Here is a 22,141-nt window from a genome sequence, read left to right on the forward strand (position 1 = left end):
ACCGGCTTGGTCCGGTGTTTCAAAGCCGGGTCACGCCTTCCGGCCATCTGCTCAAGGGGAGGCTGGCCTCGGGCACCGGGTCGGACAAACGAAATTTATTGGTGGTTCACTGCGGAATTTCTGCTGGATCGGTCTCCTCCAGCCGCGCCACCTGTCGCAGCCCGCTGAGCGCATCGCGGATCAGCGGGCCGCCACTCTCGCTGAACACCGCATAGGCCGGGTAGGGGTATTCCGGCGCCTCGGCGACGCGCTGCAGCCGGCCATTGGCCAGGTGCGACCGGACCGCGCCATGACGGAAATATCCCGCCCCGCCGGCCGCGAGGATGTAGTCGAGGCCGAGCGGCCCGAGGTCCACCACCAGCGCCGGGTCGCCCTGGCAGGTGGCGGCCTTGGCATGTTGCAGCGCGACGTCCGGCCCCCATTCCACCTGGACGTAGTCACCGCCCTCGGCACAAGGCGTCCGTACCATGACGAGCCTTTCCTCGGCCAGCAGCTCCACCCGGAGGCCGGCGCGGTAGCGGGGGGCGTAGACAACGCCGATGTCGACGATGCCCTCGGCGACCTGCTCCACCAGCAGCTCCGGCACTCCGACATGCGCCCGCAGCGCCACATCCGGCGCCGAGCGACGCATCCACAGCAGCCAGCGCAGCAGCAGCGGGTCCCAGAGGCTCAGCTCGCAGCCGATCGCCAGCACCGCCCGCTTGCCCTCCGGCACCGCGACCTGGTGGCGGGCGCGTTCCCAGAGCTGCACCAGGGCCGGCGCATGCCGCAGGAATTGCTCCCCCGCCGGGGTCAGTGAGGCCCCGGCCTTGCTGCGGATGAAGAGCGGCCGGCGGAGCTGATCCTCCAGCGTGCGGACCCGGGCGCTGACCGTGGTCTGGCTCACATGCAGCCGCTCCGCGGCGCGGATGAAGCTGCCGGCGGAGACGATGGCGAGGAAGGTACGGGCCAGTTCGATGTCCACGGAACCTCCTCTCGGGTGGATACGGAAAAGCCGCATTGAAGCGTTAATAAATGTCGTTTGTCTGCTGGAAATTGCAGCCGCATCATCCTGCTGGCTGCCGGCGGCACGATCCGGCACGCACGGAGGGATCCGGCAATGCGCGAGCGGAGGGTGTGGGAGGTGATGACGGCCGATGTGGTGACCGTCCCGCCGGAACTGCCTGTCATCAGGATTGCCTTGCTGCTGTGCGAGCGTGGCATCTCCGCGGTGCCGGTCGTCGGCGCCGGTGGCTGCGTGCTCGGCATCGTCAGCCGGGGCGATCTGCTGCGCGCGCCGCCGGCCGGAGCGGCGGTGCCGGCCGGCCTGGCCTGAGCGGGGCCGGTCGCCTCAGCACATCGCCAGCGCGACCTGGACCCGGGCGGCGATCAGCGAGGAGATCCGCACATTGCTCTCGATGGTGGCGCCGGCGATGTGCGGGGTCAGCACCAGCCCGGGCGCGCCGACCAGCGGGCTGTCGATCGGCAGCGGCTCCACCTCGAACACATCAAGCGCGGCGCCGCCGAGCCGGCCCGCCCTGAGCGCCGTGGCCAGCGCCGCCTCATCCACCACCCCGCCGCGCGAGGCGTTCACCAGCACCGCATTGGGCTTCATCAGGGCCAGCCGCGCGGCGGAGACGATGTGCCGCGTGGCCGGTTCCAGCGGCACATGCAGGGTCAGCGCATCGGCGCGGGTGAAGAGCTCATCCAGCGACACCTGCTCGGTCGCGGTCTCCGACCAGCCGGAATGGTCGAGCGGCAGCACCGGGTCATGCGCGATGATCTGCATGTCGAAGGCCCGCGCCAGCCGGGCGACGCGCCGGCCGATGTCACCGAGGCCGAGGATGCCAAGCGTCTTGCCGGCCATCTCGCGGCCGCGCTTCAGCCGGTCCCGCGGCCATTCGCCGCTGGCGACCGCCAGCGTGTCCTGGAAGGCCCCGCGCAGCAGCATGCCGATGGCCAGGATGGCATATTCGGCAACGGATGCGGCATTCGCGCCGGAGGCCGGGACGACCTCGACGCCGCGGGCGCGGCAGGCGGCGAGATCGATGTTGTAGACGCCGACCCCGAGCCGCCCGAGCACCCGCAGCCGCGGTGCCGCGTCCAGCAGCGCGGCATCCACAATGGTGCGGTTGCGGACGATCAGCGCGCGTGCCTCGGCCAGCGCGGTGCGCAGCCGGTCGGGCGCGTCGAACAACTCGGGATCGTACAGGGTTGGCCAGGCGGCACGCAGCTTCTCGACGGCTGATGCTTCCATGAATTCGGTGATGACGATCTGGCCCATGACCGGTCCGCCCTGCATACCCTGTTGTCGCTGCCTTCGCGGCAGTCTCCACCCGGCGAGCCTAGGGCACGGGCACTTGAACCAACAAAGGAAACCGGACTTCGTTCGGTAGCGGAGGGCGGTGAAAATCAATCCTTGCCACGCCGCAGGAGGCGCGGCGCCGCGTCATGCAACCGGCAGCCGCACAACGAAGCGTGCCCCGGTGACCTTGCCGGCGGCGTCGCGGCGGTTCTCGGCGCTGATCCGGCCGCGCAGCCCCTCGACGATCTGACGGCAGATCGACAGGCCAAGGCCGGAATGCTGCCCGAATTGCTCGCCATGCGGCCGCTCGGAATAGAAGCGTTCGAAGATGCCCTCGAGCTTGGCCTCGGGAATGCCGGGGCCCTCGTCCTCCACCACCACCTCGACCATGGCGCCGGTTGGCCGGGCGCGAACCCAGACGCGGCCCTTGGCCGGGCTGAAGGAGATGGCGTTGCCCAGCAGGTTGCGCAGCACCTGCACCAGCCGGCCCTCGACGCCGCGGACCACCAGCCCCTCGGCCGGGGCCTCCAGCTGCACCGTCGGGGCGTCATCCGAATTGCGGGTCGAGTTGTGCAGCTCGGCCAGGGTGGAGAGGATCGGCGCCACATCGACCGGCACCGCCACGGTGCGCGATAGCTCGGCATCGACCCGCGAGCTGTCGGAGATGTCGGCGATCAGCCGGTCCATCCGCACCGCATCCTCGGCGATGATCGCCAGCAGGCGCTTCTGCTGTTCCGGATTCTCGACGCGGCGCAGGGTCTCGATCGCGCTGCGAACCGAGGTGAGCGGGTTGCGCAGCTCATGCGCCACATCGGCGGCGAAGCGCTCGTTGGTGTCGATCCGGGCCCAGAGCGCGCGGGCGGCCGATTGCAGGTCGCGCGCCAGGATGCCGATCTCATCCGCCCGCGCCAGCAGGCCTGCCGGCACGCTGCCGCCGCGCCCCTCGCCCTGGCGCATCGCCGCCGCGGCGCCGGCCAGCTGCATGATCGGGTTGGCCAGGGTCTGCGCCAGGTAGATCGACAGCGCCACCGTCACCACCAGGGAGATGCCGAAGATGCTGAGCACGCTGGCGCGGATCTCGAACAGCCGCTTGTCCACCTCCCGCGCCTCGCGGGTCAGCAGGACGATGCCGACCGACTGGTTGCCGCGCCGTGCCGGCTCGGCCACCGAGACCAGCAGCCTGCCATCCGCGGTGCGGCGGATGTAGGGGCGTACGCCGCCTTCCAGCGCCAGGCGCAATTCCTCCCGTCGGTCGGCGCCGCCGGTGGGGTTGAACTCCGGCTGCCAATCGAAGGAGGGGGCGTCCGGATTCTGGTCGACGAAGACGTTGTCGCGATCGCCCTGGCCGAACAGCGGTCGCGGCAGCAGGGTCAGCACCTGGTCGTAGATACGGCCGATGCTGGCCGAGAAGGCGCCGCGCGGCTCCGGCGGCGGCAGCGGCTGGGTGACCACGGCGCCGCCGGCGCCTTCCCGCACCCGGCTGTCGGCGACGACCAGGCCGGTGTTGTCGAACAGCTTGGCCTGGGTGTTCGGGGAGGGGTCGACCAGCCGGCGCAGCAGCGGCCGCGCCGCCTCCGGCACCAGCATGGCGCGGTCGTCCTGCAGCCGGGTCGCGGCCTCGGCGATGGCGCCGGCGTAGATCCGGGCCTGGGTCCGCATTGCCTCCACCTCGGCGGCGAGCAGCCCATTCTGGTACTGGTCGAGGTAGAGCATGGCCGCCGCCAACAGCGCCGGCGGCAGGGCATTCAGCAGCAGGATCCGGCGCAGCAGCGGCGAGACCCAGCGGCGGCGCTGCTGGCCGCCGGCGGATTGCTTCTGGTCCGACGGAACGCCGACATCGGGCATGGAAGATCCTGTCTGGGCGCTCCGCGCCGAGCCTGTCTGGACGTCACGTGCCGGGCCGCGGCGGCGGGAAGGGGCCCGCCCCGCGCCGCTCAGCTTTCCTTGTAGCGATAGCCGATGCCGTAGAGCGTCTCGATCTGCGCGAAATCATCATCCGCCTGGCGGAATTTCTTGCGCACCCGTTTCACATGGCTGTCGATGGTGCGGTCGTCCACGTAGATGTTCTCGCCATAGGCGGCATCGATCAGCTGGTCGCGGTTCTTCACCATGCCCGGCCGCAGGGCCAGCGCCTTCACCAGCAGGAATTCGGTGACGGTGAGCTGGATGTCGTGACCCTTCCAAACGCAGGTATGCTTGGTCTCGTCCAGCACCAGGTCGCCGCGGACGATGATGCCGCCGGCGGGGGTGCCGCTGCCCTCGGCGCGGCTGGCCTCGTTGCGCCGCAGCAGGGCGCGGATTCGTTCCAGCAGCAGCCGCTGACTGAACGGCTTGGTGATGTAGTCGTCGGCACCGAGCCGCAGCCCCATCAGCTCGTCCACCTCCTCATCCTTCGAGGTGAGGAAAACCACCGGCATGGCGCTGCGTTGCCGGAGCCGTTGAAGCAGTTCCATGCCGTCCATGCGTGGCATCTTGATGTCGAGCACGGCAAGGTCGGCGGGCCGGGCCAGCAGACCCTGCAGGGCGCTTTCGCCATCGGTATAGGTGCGGACCTGGAAGCCTTCCTGCTCCAGGGTCATGGAAACCGAGGTGAGGATGTTGCGGTCGTCGTCCACCAGGGCAATCGTGGCGGGCATGATCTGGTCTCCGGGGCTGGTCGGCAGCCCGTCTGCCTTGCAAGATGCACGGAATGATGCACGGAATATGGTGCCGGATTGTGGCAGAACCCGCGCGGGGGCAAGAGGGTGACGGAGTCTCCGGGTTTCGAGGCGCGCCGGCTGATCCGTGCCGCCGCCGTCGCCACCCTGGCCACCCAGGCGGGCGGCCAGCCCTTCGCCAGCCTGGTGACCCCGGCGGCAGCGCCGGATCTGACGCCCCTGCTGCTGCTCTCCTCGCTCTCGGAACACAGCCGCCAGCTCCGCGCCGAGCCGCGCTGCGCCCTGATGTTCACCGGCCCGGCGGAAGGCGCCAACCCGCAGACCGCGCCGCGGGTGACCCTGACCGGCCTCGCCACCCCGGTGCCGGCCGAGGAGGTACCGGCGCTGAAGCCGCGCTGGCTGGCGAAACACCCCTATGCCGCGCTTTACGCCGATTTCGCCGATTTCACCCTGTGGCAAGTGGCGCCCGGCGGGGCCCTGCTGGTGGGCGGCTTCGCCCGCGCCACCCGGCTGACGTTGGCCGAGCTGCTGCCCGACCCGGCGGCGGTCGCCGCCATTGCCGTGGCCGAAGCCGGAATACTCTCCCATGTGAACACCGACCACTTGGATGCCCTGGCGGCGATCGCCACCGGGCTTCTGGGCGCCGCCGCCGGTGAATGGCGGATGGTGGCGGTCGATGTGGATGGCGCCGATCTGGCGGCGGGGGAGGCGGTGCTGCGGCTGCCCTTCGCCGCGCCGGCCGCCTCGCCCGAGGCGGTCCGGGCCGAATTGGTCGCCGCGACCAGGGCTGCCCGGGCCGGGCACCGGGAGGCCAAGGCCAGGTGACGGGGCCGTGCCCAGGCCTCGCGTTGACCCCACCCGGCGTGGCGCCGTAATTTGGCCGCCGAAACCGCTGATACGATGTCCCGAACACCAGTGCCGCCACAACCGGCGGTTGCCGTCCCTGTCCGATGCCGGAGGAGTTTCCGATGACTGCGCCCACAACTGCCCTCGCCGGCACTGGTGTCGTGACCAGCAGTACCGTGCATGCCAACCTCACGGCTGCGAGCCTCTATGATCACGCACTGCGCCGTGGCGAGGGCCGGCTGTCCGCCGATGGCGCCTTCATCGCCGTCACCGGCGTGCATACCGGCCGCTCGGTCCAGGATAAATTCGTCGTCGACGATCCCGAGGTGCACGACAAGATCTGGTGGGGCAAGATCAACCAGCCGATGGCGCCGGAGAAATTCCGTGGCCTCTCCGCCAAGGTCCAGGCCTGGCTCGGCGCCCGGCCGGTGCTGTTCACCCAGGACCTCTACGCCGGTGCCGACCCGGCGCACCGCATCCGGGTCCGGCTGGTGACCACCAACGCCTGGCACGCGCTGTTCGCCCGCAACATGTTCATCCGCCCGGAGCGGGCCGAGCTGGATGGCTTCGTGCCGGACTTCACCATCCTGCACGCTCCGGAATACGAGGCCGACCCGGTCGCCGACGGCTGCCGCAGCAGCACCTGCATCGCACTCTCCTTCGCGGCGAAGACCATCCTGATCGCCGGCACCTCCTATGCCGGGGAGATCAAGAAATCGATCTTCACCGTCATGAACTGGCTGCTGCCGGAACGCGGTGTGCTGCCGATGCATTGCAGTGCGAACCGTGGCAAGGCCGGCGACACCGCGCTGTTCTTCGGCCTGTCCGGCACCGGCAAGACCACGCTTTCCAGCGACCCGGAACGGCAGCTTATCGGCGATGACGAGCATGGCTGGTCGCAGACCGGCGTCTTCAACTTCGAGGGCGGCTGCTACGCCAAGGTCATCCGCCTGAGCCGCGAGGCCGAGCCGCAGATCTGGGACGCCAGCCACCGCTTCGGCGCCGTGCTGGAGAATGTGGTGGCGGATCCGCTGGGCAACCTCGACCTGGAGGATGCGGCGCTGACCGAGAACACCCGGTCCTGCTACCCGCTGGAGTTCATCCCGAACATCGTGCCGGACGGCGTCGCCGGCCTGCCGAAGAACGTGGTGATGCTGACCGCCGACGCCTTCGGCGTGCTGCCGCCGATCGCCAAGCTCTCCCCGGCGCAGGCGATGTACCACTTCCTCTCGGGCTACACTGCGCGGGTCGCGGGCACCGAGAAGGGGCTGGGCAGGGAGCCGCAGGCAACCTTCTCCACCTGCTTCGGCGCCCCCTTCCTGCCGCGCCACCCGGAAGTCTACGGCCGCATGCTGGCCGAGCGCATCGCCCGCGACGGCGCCGATTGCTGGCTGGTGAACACCGGCTGGACCGGCGGCGCCTTTGGCACCGGCAAGCGGATGAGCATTCAGCACACCCGCGCCCTGTTGCGCGCGGCGCTGGATGGGTCGCTGGCCAAGGCCGAGTACGTCACGGACCCGTTCTTCGGTCTCGCCATTCCGAAATCCCTGCCGGGCGTCCCGGCCGAGGTGCTGAACCCGCGCGAGACCTGGGCGGACAAGGCCGCCTATGACCGCACGGCAAAGGAGCTGGTGGCGCGGTTCGAGAAGAATTTCGAGAGCTTCGCCGGCGCCGTCGGGGATGACGTGAAGGCCGCGGCGATTCGGGCAGCCGCCTGATGCCCGACGGCGGAATGGGGCCGGGACGCGGCGGCCGGGGCACCCCCCCGGCCACCAACGTCCTCGGCGGACTGCTACTGCCCTGTTCCGTCGCGCCGCTGACCGGATTCTTCCGGGACGGCTGCTGCAATACCGGGTCCGAGGACCTCGGGCTGCATGTGGTTTGCGTCGAGATGTCGGCCGAATTCCTGGCGTTCTCGAAAAGCCGGGGCAATGATCTCAGCACGCCGCTGCCGGCCTATGGCTTCGCCGGGCTGAGGCCCGGCGACCGCTGGTGCCTCTGCGCCGCCCGGTGGGAGGAGGCGCGGCAGGCCGGCTTGGCGCCGAAGGTGCTGCTGGAGGCGACGCATATCGCCGCGCTGGAGGTCTGCCGGCTGGAGGATCTGCGGGTGCATGCAGTGGATGCGGAGGGGTAGGTCAGGGAGGCGGAGGGGAATGGACTGGGCAGCGCTCAGCCCTCCAAATATCCGGAGGCCGCGATAATCCGGACGGATTGGGGGGGATGTGGCTGTGGGAGGTGGCGTCCGGCCTGGCCCGCTTGAACAGAACTGCCGCGGCAACAGCGGGATAACCCCGCACCGATGTCAATGGCATAACAATATCAAACCAATTTATTCTTGCGAATAAAGAACATCTTTCATTCGATTTGAGCATGGATTAGTCTCCCTGGATGCGGCGTGTCGGCATTCTGGCAGCCTGGCTGCGTTAGGGGATTAGGATGCGAGAATTGGCTAGCCCTGTGGGGGCGGATCTGCGCAAGGTTACACTGGAGAGCGTGCTGCTCGGCATTGTCATAATCGTCATGCTCGCATTCCGCTTGAATGCCGGCCTATTTCGTGACCTCTGGCAAGATGAAGTCATAGCAACTGTTAATGCGGATAATCCGTTCTGGCGCTTGCCGGCGGCGGTCATCCGGCACGACATTCATCCGATTCTGTAATTCCTGCAGCTGCGCATATGGAGTTTATTCGGAGACGAAGATTATTTTTTAAGGATCAATTCCTTACTGTGGAATATAATATCAATACTTAGTATGCTTTACGTTGTCACTAAATTGCACGGCAAGTGGACTGGATATTTCGCTGGAGCGCTTTTTTCTCTTTCGGCACCTGTGGTTTGGATGGCGCAAGAGCTGCGACCATATTCATGGATGTATTGCCTGATAATTTGGAATTACTATTTCGTCGAAAGGTACTTTGCCCGGTCGGCTATGCTGTTGCGCGAGGGTCTTATTATAGGGGCGCTTAATCTTGCAGTCATCCATTCACATGCTCTGGGGTTCCTCGCCATTCTGCTCCTGGGGCTCCAGGCTTTGGTGCGGATTGTCGAAACCGGCGCGACGCGTCGGCGGTTACTGGGCTGGCTCGTCATCTATGGCGCCTCTGCCCTGGCCGCGGTACCTCCGATCGCGGTTGGGCTGCTCCGGGATGGGAATCTAGGGGCTGGGGATGGGGCACTAGCCAACCTTCTCGACTGGATGACCCGGTTGATCATGCCGCGCGGAAACTCCCCGCTTCTGCTCGCCCTTTCCGTTGGCCTCTATGCGGGCGTGGTGCTGGGCGGGCTGCTAAATCGGCAGTTGCGGCTGACGACGCTGCTGTTCCTCGTGCTGCCATTGGTGGTCGCGACCGCGCTGGGTGCCATTGGGATGCCGATCTTCAAGCTAAATATCTTCAGTACCATCATGACCCCTTTCCTGGTCCTGGTCATGGCCTGCCTGACTGCCCGCCTGTCCGACAAGCGCAGGCTGGCCGCCGCCGTGGCGCTGGGGCTGGTCTTAAGCCTCTTCTCGGCCCAGTATCTTCTGCATCGGCCGCAGACAACCGGCTTCCGGGCTGTCACCGAGATCATCACGCGTGAGGGCCAGCCGGGTGATCTGGTCTATGTGCCGCAGGGTTCCATATTCTGGGGCGTAGCGCGCTACTTCGGCACAGAGCAGTCGGCTTGGCATCTGCGGGTCGCACCGGCGGTGCCGGTGCGCTGGCGGCAGGTGTATGATTTCCTGGGTCCGAAGCTGATTGGCTGGTTCGAGCTTGAGCCAGAGACCCGGTGGCTCGCCACGCGCGCCGGCTACGACATGGTGGTGGGGGATATGGCGCCGGTGGTGGCGGCACAGCGGCCACGGGTCTGGCTCGTGTCCTACCCGCCCGGCGCCTTCCCTCCCGGGGTGCCGCCCGCCGCCATCGGCCCGCTCGGGCAGGCATCGATGCGGAGCGTCAATTTCCTGGAGCTCCGCCTCTATCAGTGACCTCCGCCGTCCGGCTCAGCTGCCCCGGTGCTCCCGCCGGTAGGGGTGTGCCGGATAGGTGCCCAGCACCCGGACTTCCCGCGAGAAGAATTCCAGCTCCTCCAGCGCCTGCCGCAGCGCCGGCTCCTCGGCATGGCCATCGACGTCGGCGAGGAATTGGGTGGCGGTGAACTCACCGTCCAGCATGTAGCTTTCCAGCTTCGTCATGTTCACGCCGTTCGTGGCGAAGCCGCCCAGCGCCTTGTAGAGCGCCGCCGGGATGTTGCGGACGCGGAAGACGAAGCTGGTCACGCAATCCGGGGTGCCGAGCGGCGGCGCCGCGGCGGCCGGCGCGCAGACGTAGAACCGCGTGGTGTTGTGCGCGGCATCCTCGACATTCCGCCGCAGGATCTCCAGCCCATAGATTTCCGCCGCCAGGGCGCTGGCGATGGCCGCATCCTCCACCCCGCCGCGCTCGGCGATGAGGTGCGCGGCGCCGGCGGTGTCGGCCTCGATCACCGCCTCCAGATGCAGCTCCTTCAGGATGCGGCGGACCTGACCAAGCGCCACCGGGTGGCTGTGCGCCCGCTTCAGCGTCGCCAGGGTGGCCCCCTTCGGCGCCAGCAGGCAGTGCTCCACCCGCTCGAAGTGCTCGCCGACGACGGAGAGGCCGCTGTCCGGCAGCAGCCGGTGGATGTCCGGTACCCGGCCGGCAAGGGAGTTCTCGCAGGGCAGCATGGCCAGCCCCGCCTCGCCGCTGCGGACCGCATCCATGGCGGCCTCGAAGCTCGGGCAGGGCAGGGTCTCCCAGCCGGGATAGGCGGCCCGGCAGGCGAGGTCGGAATAGGCGCCAGGCAGGCCCTGGAAGGCGATGAGTCGGGTCATGAGCGGCTCCGCCGTCCGGCGCATTGCCGCCGGCGGGCGGTTGCTGCAATGCGGGGGCGGCACTAGGGTGCGCGCGCTTCTAGTCACGAGAGCGCGTGTCCGCAAACCGCGAAAGGATTGCCGCAGGCATGGCCACGCCGCTGCGGGACACAATGCCGGATTTCATCGCCGCGGCCGAGGCGGCGGCGGACGTCGCCGGGGCGGTGATCCGACCGCTGTTCCGCAGCCGGCTGCTGGTCGAGGCCAAGGGCGATGCCAGCCCGGTGACCGAGGCTGATCGCGGTGCCGAGCAGGCGATCCGCGCCCTGCTGCAGGAACGTTTCCCCGACCACGGCCTCTGGGGCGAGGAATACGGGCCGGAGCGGGCGGCGGCGGAATACCTCTGGGTGCTCGACCCGATCGACGGCACCCGCGCCTTCGTCACCGGCAGGCCGCTGTTCGGCACGCTGATCGCCCTGCTGCGCAACGGCCGCCCGATCCTCGGGCTGATTGACCAGCCGGCGCTGGGGGAGCGTTGGCTCGGCGTCGCCGGGCAGCCGACCCGCTTCCGCTCGCCGCTCGGCGGCGCCGCTGGCTGCCGGCCCTGCGCCCGCCTGGCCGAGGCGGAGCTGTCCTGCACCAGCCCCGACATATTCTCCCCTGCCGACCGCCCGGGCTTCGAGCGGCTGCGCGCCGCCGCGCGCCGGGTGACCTGGGGCGGCGATTGTTATTCCTATGGGCTGCTCGCCCTCGGCCTCGTCGATGTGGTGGCGGAATCCACCATGAAGCCCTGGGACTGGGCGGCGCTGGTGCCGGTGGTCGAGGGCGCCGGCGGCCGGGTGACCAGTTGGGACGGCGAGCCCCTGACCCTGGAGAGCGACGGAAGGGTGCTGGCGGTGGGCGATCCGGCGCTGCTGCCGGAGGCCGTCCGGCTGTTGCAAGGTTAGGCCATGGTTGTCCGGACCGGACCGAACCCCCATCCTCCGCGCATGAAACGCCGCGACCTGCTGGCCTCTGGCCTCGCCCTGCCCGCCCTGCTGGCCCGCCCCGCCGCGGCCCAGCCGGCGGTGACGCGCACCCATGCACTCTCGCTGCTGGGCGAGCCGGCGCTGCCTGCGGATTTCCCGCACTGGCCCTGGGTGAATCCGAATGCCCCCAAGGGTGGCGAGGTGGTGCTGACCGCGCTCGGCAGCTTCGACAGCTTCAACCCCTTCATCCTGCGCGGCACCGCCGCCGTCGGCATCGGCAATATCTACGACACGCTGCTGAAGGAAAGCGCAGACGAGGCAAGCTCGGAATACTGCCACCTGGCCGGCGCCATCGAGCTGCCGGCCGACCGGATGGGTGTGAGTTTCGATCTGCGCGAGCAGGCGCGCTGGCACGACGGCAAGCCGGTCACCGCCGAGGATGTGGCCTGGACCTTCAACACCCTGCGCGAGCAGGGGCGGCCGAATTACCGCTCCTACTGGGGCGATGTGACGGAGGTGTCGGCGGAGGGCCCGCGGCGCGTCACCTTCCGCTTCAAATCCAACGAGAACCGCGAACTGGCGTTGATCCTCGGCCAGTTGCGGGTGCTGCCGAAGCATTGGTGGGAGGGGCGGGACTTCACCCGGCCCTTGCTGGACGCGCCGCTCGGCTCCGGCCCCTATCGGCTGGAGCGCTTCGAGCCGGGGCGCAGCCTGGTCTACCGGCGGGTCGAGAATTACTGGGCGCGCGACCTGCCCACCGCCAGGGGGACCGCCAATTTCGACACCATGCGCTACGAGTATTTCCGCGACAGCACCGTGGCGCTGGAAGCCTTCAAGGCTGGGCAGATCGACTTCCGCACCGAGAACATCGCCAAGGACTGGGCCACCGCCTATGACTTCCCCGCAGTGCGCCGCGGCCTGGTGAAGCGCGACGAGATCGGCCACGAGCTGCCGACCGGCATGCAGGCCTTCGCCATGAACCTGCGCCGGCCGCTGTTCCAGGACGCCCGCGTGCGCCGGGCGCTGATCGAGGTCTTCGACTTCGAATGGATGAACGCCAACCTGTTCTACGGCAGCTACGCGCGCACCGAATCCTACTTTTCCAACTCCGAGCTTGCCTCCTCCGGCCTGCCGCAAGGCGAGGAGCTGGCGATCCTTGAGCGCTACCGCGGCAAGGTGCCGGACCGGCTCTTCACCGAGCCCTACAAGCTGCCCGTCACCGATGGCTCCGGCAACAACCGGGAAGGGCTGCGCCGGGCGCTCGCGCTGCTGCGCGAGGCCGGCTGGATGGTGCGCGACCGCAAGCTGGTGAACGCGAAGGGCGAGGGCTTCGCCTTCGAGATCCTGCTGCAGGGGCCGAGCTTCGAGCGCGTGGCGCTGCCCTATGTGCAGGTGCTGCAACGCCTGGGCATGGAGCCGCGGGTGCGCACGGTGGATCCGGCGCAGTACGAGGTGCGGATCGACGCCTTCGACTACGACATGACGGTGGGCGGCGCCGGCCAGTCCCTCTCGCCCGGCAATGAGCAGCGCGACTACTGGAGCTGCGCCGAGGCGCATAAGCAGGGCAGCCGCAACATCTCCGGCATCTGCGACCCGGTGATCGACGAGCTGGTCGAGCTGGTGATCAGCGCGCCGGACCGCCAGCAACTGGTTGCCCGCACAAGGGCGCTGGACCGGGTGCTGCTGTGGCACGACTACATGATCCCGCAATGGCACAGCCGCACCTTCCGCGTCGCCTACTGGGATAAGTTCGGCCGCCCGCCGCGCAATCCGCGTTACGCCCTCGCGCTCGATTCCTGGTGGATCGAGGGCGGGCGCGAGAGTGTAGTGGAGCAGGGCAAGCGCGAAGCGCGCCAGCCGCAATAGTGGGCGCCTATCTTCTTCGCCGTCTGCTGCTGGTGGTGCCGACCCTGCTCGGCATCATCCTGATCAATTTCGCGGTCGTGCAATTCGCCCCCGGCGGCCCGGTGGAGCAGATGATCGCCGAGCTGAAGGGCAGCGCCGGCAGCACCCTCGGCCGGATCTCGGGCGAGGGGCAGGGCGAGACACGCACGCCGCAGCGCGGCGAGAACACCGGCGGCAGCGGCGAGGGCAGCCGCTACCGTGGTGCCCAGGGCCTCGACCCCGCCATCGTCGCCGAAATCGAGAAGGCCTTCGGCTTCGACAAGCCCTGGCAGACCAGGCTGGGCGACATGCTTGCCGGCTATGTCCGCTTCGACCTTGGCCGCAGCCTGTTCCGCGACAAGCCGGTGGTTGATCTGATCCTGGAAAAGATGCCGGTCTCGGTCTCGCTCGGCCTTTGGTCCACGCTGATCATCTATCTCGTCTCCATCCCGCTCGGCATCCGCAAGGCGGTGCGGGATGGCAGCCGCTTCGACGTCGCGACCTCGGCCGCGGTGCTGGTGGGCTATGCGATCCCGGGCTTCCTCTTCGCCATCCTGCTGGTGGTGCTCTTCGCCGGCGGCAGCTTCCTGCAGATCTTCCCGCTGCGCGGATTGCTCTCGCCCGGGATGGAGGCGGCATCCTTCTGGGAACGGGCGCTGGACTACGCCTGGCACATGGTGCTGCCGACCCTGGCATTGGTGATCGGCGGCTTCGCCGGGCTGACCATGCTGACCAAGAACTCCTTCATGGAGGAGATCCACAAGCAGTATGTGGTCACCGCCCGGGCCAAGGGCGCGGGCGAGCAGCGGGTGCTCTACGGCCATGTCTTCCGCAACGCCATGCTGCTGATCATCGCCGGCTTCCCGGCCGCCTTCATCGGCATCCTCTTCACCGGGGCGCTGCTGGTGGAGATCATCTTCTCGCTCGACGGGCTCGGCCTGCTGGGGTTCGAGGCGGCGATCCGGCGCGACTATCCGGTGATGTTCGGCACGCTCTACATCTTCACCCTGCTGGGGCTGGTGATGCAGATCATCGGCGATTTCGCCTATACGCTGGTCGACCCCCGCATCGACTTCGAGGCGCGGCGATGAGGCGCCGGCCACGATGACGCTGACGCCGCTGACCCGCCGCCGCATCGCCAATTTCCGCGCCAACCGGCGCGGCTGGTGGTCGCTGTGGATCTTCCTCGCGCTGTTCCTCGTCACCCTCTTCGCCGAGTTCATCGCCAATGACCGGCCCCTGGTGGCGCGGGTGGACGGACGCTGGTTCGTCCCGGTGCTGGCCGACTACGCCGAGAGCGACATCATCGAGGATGGGCTGCCGCTGGAAGCGGATTGGCATGACCCGGTGCTGCAGGCGGCGATCGCCGAGCGCGGTTGGATGATTTGGCCACCGATCCCCTACGCCCATGCCAGCATCGTGCGCGACCTCGGCCGGCCGGCGCCGGCGCCGCCTTCCGCCCGCAACTGGCTCGGCACCGACGACCAGGCGCGGGACGTCCTGGCGCGGGTGATCTACGGCTTCCGCATCTCCGTGCTGTTCGGCTTCACCCTGACCTTGGTCTCGTCGGCCATCGGCATCGCCGCCGGCGCGGTGCAGGGCTTCTACGGCGGCACCATCGACTTGCTGTTCCAGCGTTTCATCGAGATCTGGTCGGGCATGCCGCAGCTTTTCCTGCTGATCATCCTGGCCAGCATCATCACCCCGAGCTTCTGGGTCCTGCTGGGCTTCCTGCTGCTGTTCTCCTGGATGGGGCTGACCGGGGTCGTGCGCGCCGAGTTCCTGCGCGGCCGCAACCTGGACTACGTGCGCGCCGCACGGGCGCTCGGCGTTTCCGACACAAGGCTGATGCTGCGGCATATCCTGCCGAATGCCATGGTGGCGACCCTGACCTTCCTGCCCTTCATCCTCTCGGGCAGTGTCACCGTGCTGGCCTCGCTCGACTTTCTCGGCTTCGGCCTGCCGCCCGGCTCGCCCTCGCTCGGCGAGTTGCTGAGCCAGGGCAAGAACAACCTTCAGGCGCCCTGGCTGGCCTTCACCGGCTTCATCGTGCTGGGCGGCGTGCTGACCCTGCTGATTTTCATCGGCGAGGCGGTGCGCGATGCCTTCGACCCGCGGAAGCTTCCGGGCGGTGGCCGATGACGCCGCTGCTGCAGGTCAGCGACCTCTCGGTCGCCTTCGGGGCGCGGCGAGTGGTGCGCGACCTGTCCTTCACCCTGCACGCCGGGGAGACGCTGGCGCTGGTCGGCGAGAGTGGCAGCGGCAAATCCGTCTCCGCCCTTTCGGTGCTGCGGCTGCTGCCGCCGGGCGGGCACAACCCGGAGGGCCGGGTGGTGCTGGACGGCACCGATGTGCTGGCGGCGGATGAAGGGGCGCTGAGGCGGCTGCGCGGCGGCGTCGCCGGCATGGTGTTCCAGGAACCCATGACCTCGCTCAACCCGCTGCACAGCATCGCCCGTCAGGTTGGTGAAGCGATCACTCTCCACCGGCCCATGTCCGGCGAGGCGCTGCGCGCGCGCATCCTGGAACTGCTGCGCGATGCCGGGCTGCCGAATGCCGAGGAACGGCTCAACGCCTATCCGCACCAGCTCTCGGGTGGGCAGCGGCAGCGGGTGATGATCGCCGCCGCGCTGGCGAACGACCCCAAGCTGCTGATCGCCGATGAGCCGACCACCGCCCTCGATGTCACCATCCAGGCGCAGATCCTGGAGCTGCTGGCCTCGCTCAAGGGGCGTCTCGGCATGGCGATGCTGCTGATCACCCATGACCTTGGCATCGTCCGCCGCCATGCCGACCGGGTCGTGGTGATGAAGGATGGCGAGGCGGTGGAGCAGGGCCGCACCGCCGAGGTCTTCGCCGCGCCGAAGCACCCCTATACGCGAATGCTGCTGGCCACCGACCCGCGCGGCCGCCCGGCGCCGGTGCCCGAAGCGGCGCCGGTGGTGCTGGCGGCGGAAGCGGTGCGGGTGCATTTCCCGATCCGCCGCGGCCTGCTCCGCCGCACCGTCGGGCATGTGAAGGCGGTGGATGGCGTGACCTTGTCGATCCGCCAGGGCGAGACGGTCGGCATGGTCGGCGAGAGCGGCAGCGGCAAGACCACGCTTGGTCTGGCGTTGCTCAGGCTGGAGCGAAGCCAGGGCGGCATCCGCTTCGACGGGCGCGACCTGCAGCCGCTGTCGCAAGGCCGGCTGCGGCCGTTGCGCCGGCGCATGCAGATCGTCTTCCAGGACCCCTACGGCTCGCTCTCGCCACGGCTCTCCGCCGGCGAGGTCATCGGCGAGGGGCTGGAGGTGCATGAGCCCGGCCTGACCCGCGCCACCCGCGAGGCCGCGGTGCGCCGCGCGCTGGAGGAGGTCGGACTCGACCCCGCCATGGCCGACCGCTATCCGCATGAGTTCAGCGGCGGCCAGCGCCAGCGCATCGCCATCGCCCGGGCGCTGGTGCTGAAGCCGCGGCTGCTGGTGCTGGATGAGCCGACCAGCGCGCTGGATGTCTCGGTGCAGGCGCAGGTGGTCGATCTGCTGCGGGAGCTGCAGGTCAGGCACCAGCTCGCCTATCTGTTCATCAGCCACGACCTGCGGGTGGTGCGCGCCATGGCCCACCGCATCATCGTGCTGAAGGATGGTCGCATGGTCGAGGAAGGCGAGGCCGAGCAGCTGACCGCGGCACCGTCGCAACCCTATACGCGCGCCCTGATGGCGGCGGCATTCGATCTCAAGGCAATCCCTGTATGAGTGAGTTGGAGCGTCTGCGCCTGTTGCTGGAGTCCGAGCGGGTGAAGCTTGGCGTGCATATCCGGCAGATGAACAGCCCAGGCAGCCCGGTCTACCGGGCACTGGAGAATGTGCTGCCGCCCGGCATCATCCTCGTCGCCTCCTTCGGCTCCACCATGCTGGTGCATTTCTACCTGGGCGCCGCGGTGCTGGCGCTGGGCTGCTGGTGGTGGCTGATGAAGCAGCAGCCGCGGGTGAAGGATGCGGTGTTCGAGCGGACCGCCGCCCTGGTGCTCTCGGCCGAGCCGCAATTCGATTTCTGGTGGTCGCGCGGCGTGCTGAGCCTTTATGCGAAGCTGCCGGATGGCGAGGAGCGCGCGGCGACGCGCCGGGATGACTGGCGCGCCTGGGTGCGCGCCTTGCCGGAGGAACTGGAAACCATGCCGAAGGTGTCGTGATGGCTGTCCTGCTTGCTACCAAGCGATCCGCGATGGAGAGCTGGCGCGACGCGCTGCTGGCGCTGGAACCGTCGCTCGACATCCGCATGTACCCGGATGCTGGCGATCCGGCGGCGATCGAGGCGGCGGTGGTCTGGACCGCCCATGACATGATGGAACTTCGGCGATACCCCAATCTGCGGTTGATTGTTTCCATGGGCGCCGGCGTGGACCATCTGATGCGCCCGCCCGGACCGCCGCCCGGCGTACCCGTCGCGCGGCTGGTGGACACGCGACTGACCCAGGGCATGACCGAATGGGTGCTGCTCAACGTGCTGCGCTTCCACCGGCAGGATCCCGCGTATCGCGCGCAGCAGGCGGAGCACCTGTGGCATGAGCTGCCGGCGCCGGACACTGCGGCGCGGCGCATCGGTATCCTTGGCCTCGGGGAACTGGGGTGCGATGCGGCGACACGGCTGCATCAGCTCGGCTTCCCGGTGATGGGCTGGTCGCGGCGGCCGAAATCCGTGCTGGGCGTGGAGAGCTTCCATGGCGAAGCCGGTCTCGCCGCCATGCTGCCGCGGAGCGACATTCTCGTCTGCCTGCTGCCGCTGACGCCGGAGACGCGCGGGCTGCTGAGCGCCGAGCGCTTCGCTTTGCTGCCGCGCGGTGCCTATCTGCTGAATGCCGCGCGCGGCGGGCATCTGGTGCAGGAAGATCTGCTGGCCGCGCTCGACAGCGGCCAGCTCGCCGGCGCCGCGCTGGACGTGACCGATCCGGAGCCGCTGCCGCCGGAGCACCCGTTCTGGGGAGACAGCCGGATCATCCTGACGCCGCATGCGGCGAGCATCACCATCCCGGCGAGCGCCGCGCCGCAGGTGGTCGAGAATATCCGCCGCATGCGCAGCGGCCAGCCGCATCTCAACCTGGTGGATTTTGCTGCAGGCTACTGACGCCGCGGCGGTTCCACGCCGTGCCGGCACGATAATGCGTGCGACAGGGCGTGGCAGGTACTCCTCTCACACCGGTTGGCGCGCGTTACGGCCGGATACGCAACGCGCGCCAGTCGGGGCAGAGCGGACACGGTGACGGCAACGCAGCCGTGACCGTTGCCGGGTCAGCCGGCCTTGCGGCCCTCGTTCCGCGCAGGCTCGGCATTCGCCGGCTCAATCATCGGCATGTCACGGGTCTGGCCTTCGGCCTCGCTCATGATCTGCCGCATGTCGCGGAGGAATGCGGTACCCTTCAGGGTGCGCTGCACGATGACGCTGCGCCGGTCCATCGGGTCCACCTTGCGGCGGGCAAGATCGAGTTCGCCAAGCCGGTCCAGCGCCCGGGTGATCGCCGGCTTCGAAACATTAAGCTCCGCCGCTAGGCCACGCACGGTATGCGGGCCGTCGGTGAGGTACACGGTAAGGAACACGCCGAGCTGCCGCGCCGAGAGGTCCGGGCCATCGCGCCGCACCAGTGCGACTACCGTATCCCGCAGAATGCCGACCAGTTGGTCAGGATTGGTTTGTACTGCCATAGCTCTAATCCCCTTGCCCGATCAGGGCCTTCAACCTTGGCTGACCCACCGTGAGCGTCATACCCGCGATGAGATGCACGTCCTGGATACCCACTACCGGCAACAACGCATTCTGACGTCGTCAGAGCCAGCCGGGCAGGAAAGTTTCCATCCTATCTCGTTGTCGTTACCTGCGCGGCCCAGGTGCGGCCTCGAACAGAGTCCCGATTGCCCGTGCCAGCGCCCTGACCGCTTGCGCTTCGCCTCCTTCCGGGCGACCGGGGCGGGAGGCGTCGTTCCAAGCATAGACATCAAGATGCGCCCAACGGATTTTTTGCGAAACAAACCGTCTCAGGAACAAAGCGCCGATTATCGCGCCCGCCATGGGTTTGCTCGCCACGTTGTTAACATCGGCAACGTAACTGTCCAGCCAAGAATCGTAACCGGAGTGAATTGGCAGTCGCCAAAGCGGGTCATGCGCCTCGCGTCCCGCGGCGAGAATAACTTCCGCAAGAGAGTCATCTGAGGTGAACAGGGCCGGCAGATCGGGGCCGAGCGCGACGCGCGCCGCACCGGTGAGTGTCGCGCAATCTATCAATAGTGCCGGTTCCCGCTCCGCGGCGAAGGTCAGCAGATCGGCAAGCACCAGCCGTCCTTCGGCATCGGTGTTGCCGACTTCGACATTGATGCCGGCGCGCGTGCGCAATACGTCGAGCGGCCGGAAGGCATCGCCCGAGATGGCGTTCTCCACCGCGCCGACCAGTACCAGCAGCCGCACCGGCAGTCTTGCCTGCATCACCATCTCGGCCAGACCAAGCACGAGTGCGGCGCCGCCCATGTCCTTCTTCATGCGCAGCATCGCGGCGGAGGGCTTGAGGTCGAGCCCGCCAGTGTCGAAGCAGACGCCCTTGCCGCAGAGGGCGACGAGTGGTGCATCCGTCTCGCCCCATTCCAGCACTGCGACCTTCGGTGCGCGCGGGCTCCCCGCGCCCACCGCATGCAGGGCGGGAAAGCCTTCGGCGAGTTCCGTGCCGGCGATGATGCTGCCGCGTGCGCCGTGTGCTGCGGCCAGCGCCTCAACCGCCGCCACGAGCTCGGCTGGCCCAAGGATATTGGCTGGTGCGTTGATCAGGTCCCGCGCGCGCCAGCAGGCTGCGGCGGTGATAATCGCAGACTCGGTGCCGGGCGGCGCCACCAGCTTTGCCGGCGGGCGCGGGCCGGGCCTGAAGCGAGTGTAGCGATAGGCGCCGAGGCACCAGCCGAGCACCGCAAGCTCCGCCCAGGCCGGCGTCGCCAGGCGCCATGTCGTGCCGGCCGGCAGCGCGAAGGGCAGGCCGCCGAACGACCACGGTGTCGGTGCCGCATCGCCGAGCCCGAGCACCGCCGCCGAGATCCCGTCCCCGCCGGGCAGCAGCCGCCATTCCTGCGCCGCTGCGGTGAAGCCACCGGCGACGAGAAAGCGCGCATGGTCCGGCCCAAGGGTCTCTAGCAGCGTTGGCAGCCCGTCAGGGCCAATACAATGGAGCGGCAGCGCCGGCGCATCGGCTGGTGCGATGACGTCATTGGGGTTCGTGGTGGTCATGCGCGCAGAACCGTCCCTTCAAGCTGGAGTCCATACATTGGATGAACAGGCAAGGTGCTGCGTCGTCCGACACTTGCCAATTATCGAGGCGAAACGATGCGTCGGACGCCTGTGCCGCCGCGCCGGCGCGGTTCATGCGTGTGGCAGAATGAATTTGTCAATTCGTGCGAGTGGAAACCGCATGGTGTGACGCCAAGCATTTATGCTTGCGCAACAATAGCGTTGCGAAATCGCCGCAAACTCTCGCCAGGCAATGATATGACCAGCTTGGCCACCGCGTGATCACCGCACAGATGAATCCAGGCTTTCGAGATGCGCGCGGATCACCGTCGCGGGGCATGGCGCATCCTGCGGTACCAGTGTTGGCCAAGTGTCGACATTGGGGAGCTGGCCTGGGTTTCGCCGTACAAGCTCGGTCTTCAGGAAGGGAAAACCGAGCTTGCGCACCAACGCCACCCACAGATGCTGTGTCGGGTTCAACGGATGCGCCTGCAACAGCGCCGCGCGTTCCCGGGGCGGCAGCGCCTCGATCTCCCGCAGCAGCGGATGGGAGCCGCTGAGCTGTGCCAGCTCGGCCGGGTCGGACAGCGCCGCATCCAGAAGCCGCTGATAGCCGAACAGCGCCGCGACGCGATGACCACGCGTGCGCATCCATCGCGCCAGCCGCAACTCGCCACGCTTCACCACCAGCCATTTCGACTGGCTCGGGCGGAACGCCGTGAGGAAGCGTGCCAGATCGTCAACCGCGGCGCGGCCGCGCGCCAGCAGCAGGTAGCTTTGCAGATGCGGCCCACCCTGCAGGCTTTCGGTCAGGCCAAACAGCCCCGCGCCACCCTGGCGCAGCGCCGCGAAATCCAGCCGCGGGCAGCGGATCGGGCCGAGCATGCTGTCGTTCACCAGCATGAGCTCCTCGGCCTCCGGCCAGCGCTGCCGGGCTTCATCGATCAGGTCATGCCAGGCGCCGAAGTCGCGGCCGAAATTGCGCCGGTGCGCAACCAGTGCCGCGACGTCGCGCACCGCGCGCCAATCCGATTCGGCAATCGAATCCGCCATGGTGATGAACACCACGGCGAACCCCTCCTCAGCGAGCAGGTGCACTTGCCGCAGCACCATCTCCGAGACCCGGCCGGTCGCGGAGTAATGGACGAAGAGCGCGACGCTGCGCGCCTGCAACTGCGGATCGCGGCCGGCTTCCAGGCGGCGCAGGGTGCGGCCGCGCCAGAGGGCGTGCACCGCATCCTTCGGCAACGCCGTGCCGATCTCGATCGCCATCTCGGCTGCGCGCCAGGCGAGGCGCGACCAAGTGCCTGCGGTGCTGTAGCCGTGAACACCGCGCCGACGGTGCGGATCCACCTCGCTCAGCTCCGAAAGGGCGAGCGGGAGTGGCACTGCGGCGGGACGACGGAGGGCGACGGTTTGCACGGGCGAAGCGGATTCCTGCCTGGCGGACAACG

21 protein-coding genes are annotated in these 22,141 nt (G+C 68.4%); 13 read left to right on the forward strand and 8 right to left on the reverse strand.

Annotated elements, in window-relative coordinates; translation table 11 throughout:
* Positions 1-106: 106 nt before the first annotated feature.
* Positions 107-964 carry a LysR family transcriptional regulator gene (locus H7965_RS06620; RefSeq protein ID WP_186769762.1) on the reverse strand — a complete coding sequence of 286 codons (858 nt, stop codon included), beginning with the start codon at positions 962-964 and terminating at the stop codon, positions 107-109.
* A gap of 135 nt (positions 965-1,099) precedes the next feature.
* Here H7965_RS06620 and H7965_RS06625 point away from each other — a divergent pair, with 135 nt between their 5' ends.
* Positions 1,100-1,315, forward strand: coding sequence for a CBS domain-containing protein (locus H7965_RS06625; RefSeq protein WP_186769763.1), 216 nt, complete (start codon positions 1,100-1,102; stop codon positions 1,313-1,315).
* A 15-nt stretch (positions 1,316-1,330) separates the two neighbouring features.
* On the opposite strand, the gene H7965_RS06630 is transcribed toward H7965_RS06625, so the two are convergent.
* The 3 genes from H7965_RS06630 to H7965_RS06640 form a co-directional block, all read right to left on the reverse strand.
* Positions 1,331-2,263, reverse strand: a complete 933-nt coding sequence (locus H7965_RS06630; protein ID WP_186769764.1) for a hydroxyacid dehydrogenase — start codon at positions 2,261-2,263, stop codon at positions 1,331-1,333.
* 165 nt (positions 2,264-2,428) lie between these two features.
* The gene (locus tag H7965_RS06635) at positions 2,429-4,129 is read right to left on the reverse strand and encodes a sensor histidine kinase (RefSeq protein ID WP_186769765.1); all 1,701 of its coding nucleotides are present in this window, start codon (positions 4,127-4,129) and stop codon (positions 2,429-2,431) included.
* Between the two features lie 89 nt (positions 4,130-4,218).
* Positions 4,219-4,920 carry a response regulator transcription factor gene (locus H7965_RS06640; RefSeq protein ID WP_186769766.1) on the reverse strand — a complete coding sequence of 234 codons (702 nt, stop codon included), beginning with the start codon at positions 4,918-4,920 and terminating at the stop codon, positions 4,219-4,221.
* Positions 4,921-5,028: 108 nt separating this feature from the next.
* Here H7965_RS06640 and H7965_RS06645 point away from each other — a divergent pair, with 108 nt between their 5' ends.
* The 5 genes from H7965_RS06645 to H7965_RS06665 all read left to right on the forward strand — a co-directional run bounded on the left by H7965_RS06645 (position 5,029) and on the right by H7965_RS06665 (position 9,753).
* Positions 5,029-5,766 carry a HugZ family pyridoxamine 5'-phosphate oxidase gene (locus tag H7965_RS06645; protein ID WP_229682489.1) on the forward strand — a complete coding sequence of 246 codons (738 nt, stop codon included), beginning with the start codon at positions 5,029-5,031 and terminating at the stop codon, positions 5,764-5,766.
* A gap of 143 nt (positions 5,767-5,909) precedes the next feature.
* The gene (locus H7965_RS06650) at positions 5,910-7,505 is read left to right on the forward strand and encodes a phosphoenolpyruvate carboxykinase (protein ID WP_186769767.1); all 1,596 of its coding nucleotides are present in this window, start codon (positions 5,910-5,912) and stop codon (positions 7,503-7,505) included.
* Positions 7,505-7,921, forward strand: a complete 417-nt coding sequence (locus H7965_RS06655) for a DUF2237 family protein (protein WP_229682488.1) — start codon at positions 7,505-7,507, stop codon at positions 7,919-7,921. The genes H7965_RS06650 and H7965_RS06655 overlap by 1 nt, the downstream gene beginning before the upstream one ends.
* A 302-nt stretch (positions 7,922-8,223) precedes the next feature.
* Positions 8,224-8,445, forward strand: a complete 222-nt coding sequence (locus tag H7965_RS06660; RefSeq protein WP_186769768.1) for a hypothetical protein — start codon at positions 8,224-8,226, stop codon at positions 8,443-8,445.
* A gap of 180 nt (positions 8,446-8,625) precedes the next feature.
* On the forward strand, positions 8,626-9,753 hold the full coding sequence (locus H7965_RS06665; RefSeq protein ID WP_186769769.1) for a hypothetical protein: 1,128 nt from the start codon (positions 8,626-8,628) through the stop codon (positions 9,751-9,753).
* 15 nt (positions 9,754-9,768) lie between these two features.
* Here the strand turns inward: H7965_RS06665 and H7965_RS06670 are convergent, their stop codons facing one another.
* Complete coding sequence (locus tag H7965_RS06670; protein ID WP_186769770.1) at positions 9,769-10,617, reverse strand: prephenate dehydratase; 849 nt, start codon at positions 10,615-10,617, stop codon at positions 9,769-9,771.
* A 128-nt stretch (positions 10,618-10,745) separates the two neighbouring features.
* Between H7965_RS06670 and hisN the strand changes: the two genes are divergently transcribed.
* Genes hisN through H7965_RS06705 form a run of 7 tightly spaced genes read left to right on the forward strand, consistent with a single transcriptional unit; the run spans position 10,746 to position 18,551 of the window.
* Positions 10,746-11,543, forward strand: a complete 798-nt coding sequence (gene hisN, locus H7965_RS06675) for a histidinol-phosphatase (protein WP_229682487.1) — start codon at positions 10,746-10,748, stop codon at positions 11,541-11,543.
* Positions 11,544-11,585: 42 nt separating this feature from the next.
* Positions 11,586-13,430, forward strand: a complete 1,845-nt coding sequence (locus H7965_RS06680) for an extracellular solute-binding protein (protein ID WP_186769771.1) — start codon at positions 11,586-11,588, stop codon at positions 13,428-13,430.
* A complete protein-coding gene (locus H7965_RS06685) occupies positions 13,430-14,539 on the forward strand; it encodes a microcin C ABC transporter permease YejB (protein ID WP_186769772.1) in 1,110 nt (369 codons plus the stop codon). Before H7965_RS06680 ends, H7965_RS06685 begins: the two co-directional genes overlap by 1 nt.
* Positions 14,540-14,552: 13 nt before the next feature.
* Entirely contained in the window at positions 14,553-15,590 is a 1,038-nt protein-coding gene (locus tag H7965_RS06690) for an ABC transporter permease (protein ID WP_456308123.1), read from the forward strand.
* A complete protein-coding gene (locus tag H7965_RS06695; RefSeq protein ID WP_186769773.1) occupies positions 15,587-17,182 on the forward strand; it encodes an ABC transporter ATP-binding protein in 1,596 nt (531 codons plus the stop codon). Before H7965_RS06690 ends, H7965_RS06695 begins: the two co-directional genes overlap by 4 nt.
* Positions 17,179-17,619: a hypothetical protein gene (locus H7965_RS06700; protein ID WP_186769774.1), complete on the forward strand. Its 441-nt coding sequence runs from the start codon at positions 17,179-17,181 to the stop codon at positions 17,617-17,619. Before H7965_RS06695 ends, H7965_RS06700 begins: the two co-directional genes overlap by 4 nt.
* The gene (locus tag H7965_RS06705; RefSeq protein WP_186769775.1) at positions 17,619-18,551 is read left to right on the forward strand and encodes a 2-hydroxyacid dehydrogenase; all 933 of its coding nucleotides are present in this window, start codon (positions 17,619-17,621) and stop codon (positions 18,549-18,551) included. Before H7965_RS06700 ends, H7965_RS06705 begins: the two co-directional genes overlap by 1 nt.
* 164 nt (positions 18,552-18,715) lie before the next feature.
* Here H7965_RS06705 and H7965_RS06710 read toward each other — a convergent pair whose 3' ends face one another.
* From H7965_RS06710 to H7965_RS06720, 3 genes are all read right to left on the reverse strand, one after another.
* Positions 18,716-19,126, reverse strand: coding sequence for a MarR family transcriptional regulator (locus tag H7965_RS06710; RefSeq protein ID WP_186769776.1), 411 nt, complete (start codon positions 19,124-19,126; stop codon positions 18,716-18,718).
* A gap of 166 nt (positions 19,127-19,292) precedes the next feature.
* Complete coding sequence (locus tag H7965_RS06715; protein ID WP_186769777.1) at positions 19,293-20,687, reverse strand: leucyl aminopeptidase family protein; 1,395 nt, start codon at positions 20,685-20,687, stop codon at positions 19,293-19,295.
* Positions 20,688-20,969: 282 nt separating this feature from the next.
* Positions 20,970-22,040: a hypothetical protein gene (locus H7965_RS06720; RefSeq protein WP_186769778.1), complete on the reverse strand. Its 1,071-nt coding sequence runs from the start codon at positions 22,038-22,040 to the stop codon at positions 20,970-20,972.
* Between the last annotated feature and the right edge of the window lie 101 nt (positions 22,041-22,141).

Source organism: Siccirubricoccus deserti (assembly GCF_014283215.1).
GTDB classification, from domain to species: domain Bacteria; phylum Pseudomonadota; class Alphaproteobacteria; order Acetobacterales; family Acetobacteraceae; genus Siccirubricoccus; species Siccirubricoccus deserti.

Bases quoted from the DNA above. Each gene is read 5' to 3' on its own strand.
- H7965_RS06650 (WP_186769767.1), top strand. From the start codon at position 5,910: ATGACTGCGCCCACAACTGCCCTCGCCGGCACTGGTGTCGTGACCAGC.
- H7965_RS06690 (WP_456308123.1), top strand. From the start codon at position 14,553: ATGACGCTGACGCCGCTGACCCGCCGCCGCATCGCCAATTTCCGCGCC.
- H7965_RS06655 (WP_229682488.1), top strand. From the start codon at position 7,505: ATGCCCGACGGCGGAATGGGGCCGGGACGCGGCGGCCGGGGCACCCCC.
- H7965_RS06710 (WP_186769776.1), bottom strand. From the start codon at position 19,126: ATGGCAGTACAAACCAATCCTGACCAACTGGTCGGCATTCTGCGGGAT.
- H7965_RS06635 (WP_186769765.1), bottom strand. From the start codon at position 4,129: ATGCCCGATGTCGGCGTTCCGTCGGACCAGAAGCAATCCGCCGGCGGC.
- H7965_RS06695 (WP_186769773.1), top strand. From the start codon at position 15,587: ATGACGCCGCTGCTGCAGGTCAGCGACCTCTCGGTCGCCTTCGGGGCG.
- H7965_RS06680 (WP_186769771.1), top strand. From the start codon at position 11,586: ATGAAACGCCGCGACCTGCTGGCCTCTGGCCTCGCCCTGCCCGCCCTG.
- H7965_RS06625 (WP_186769763.1), top strand. From the start codon at position 1,100: ATGCGCGAGCGGAGGGTGTGGGAGGTGATGACGGCCGATGTGGTGACC.
- hisN (WP_229682487.1), top strand. From the start codon at position 10,746: ATGGCCACGCCGCTGCGGGACACAATGCCGGATTTCATCGCCGCGGCC.
- H7965_RS06715 (WP_186769777.1), bottom strand. From the start codon at position 20,687: ATGACCACCACGAACCCCAATGACGTCATCGCACCAGCCGATGCGCCG.
- H7965_RS06705 (WP_186769775.1), top strand. From the start codon at position 17,619: ATGGCTGTCCTGCTTGCTACCAAGCGATCCGCGATGGAGAGCTGGCGC.
- H7965_RS06630 (WP_186769764.1), bottom strand. From the start codon at position 2,263: ATGGGCCAGATCGTCATCACCGAATTCATGGAAGCATCAGCCGTCGAG.
- H7965_RS06640 (WP_186769766.1), bottom strand. From the start codon at position 4,920: ATGCCCGCCACGATTGCCCTGGTGGACGACGACCGCAACATCCTCACC.
- H7965_RS06660 (WP_186769768.1), top strand. From the start codon at position 8,224: ATGCGAGAATTGGCTAGCCCTGTGGGGGCGGATCTGCGCAAGGTTACA.
- H7965_RS06670 (WP_186769770.1), bottom strand. From the start codon at position 10,617: ATGACCCGACTCATCGCCTTCCAGGGCCTGCCTGGCGCCTATTCCGAC.
- H7965_RS06665 (WP_186769769.1), top strand. From the start codon at position 8,626: ATGGCGCAAGAGCTGCGACCATATTCATGGATGTATTGCCTGATAATT.
- H7965_RS06700 (WP_186769774.1), top strand. From the start codon at position 17,179: ATGAGTGAGTTGGAGCGTCTGCGCCTGTTGCTGGAGTCCGAGCGGGTG.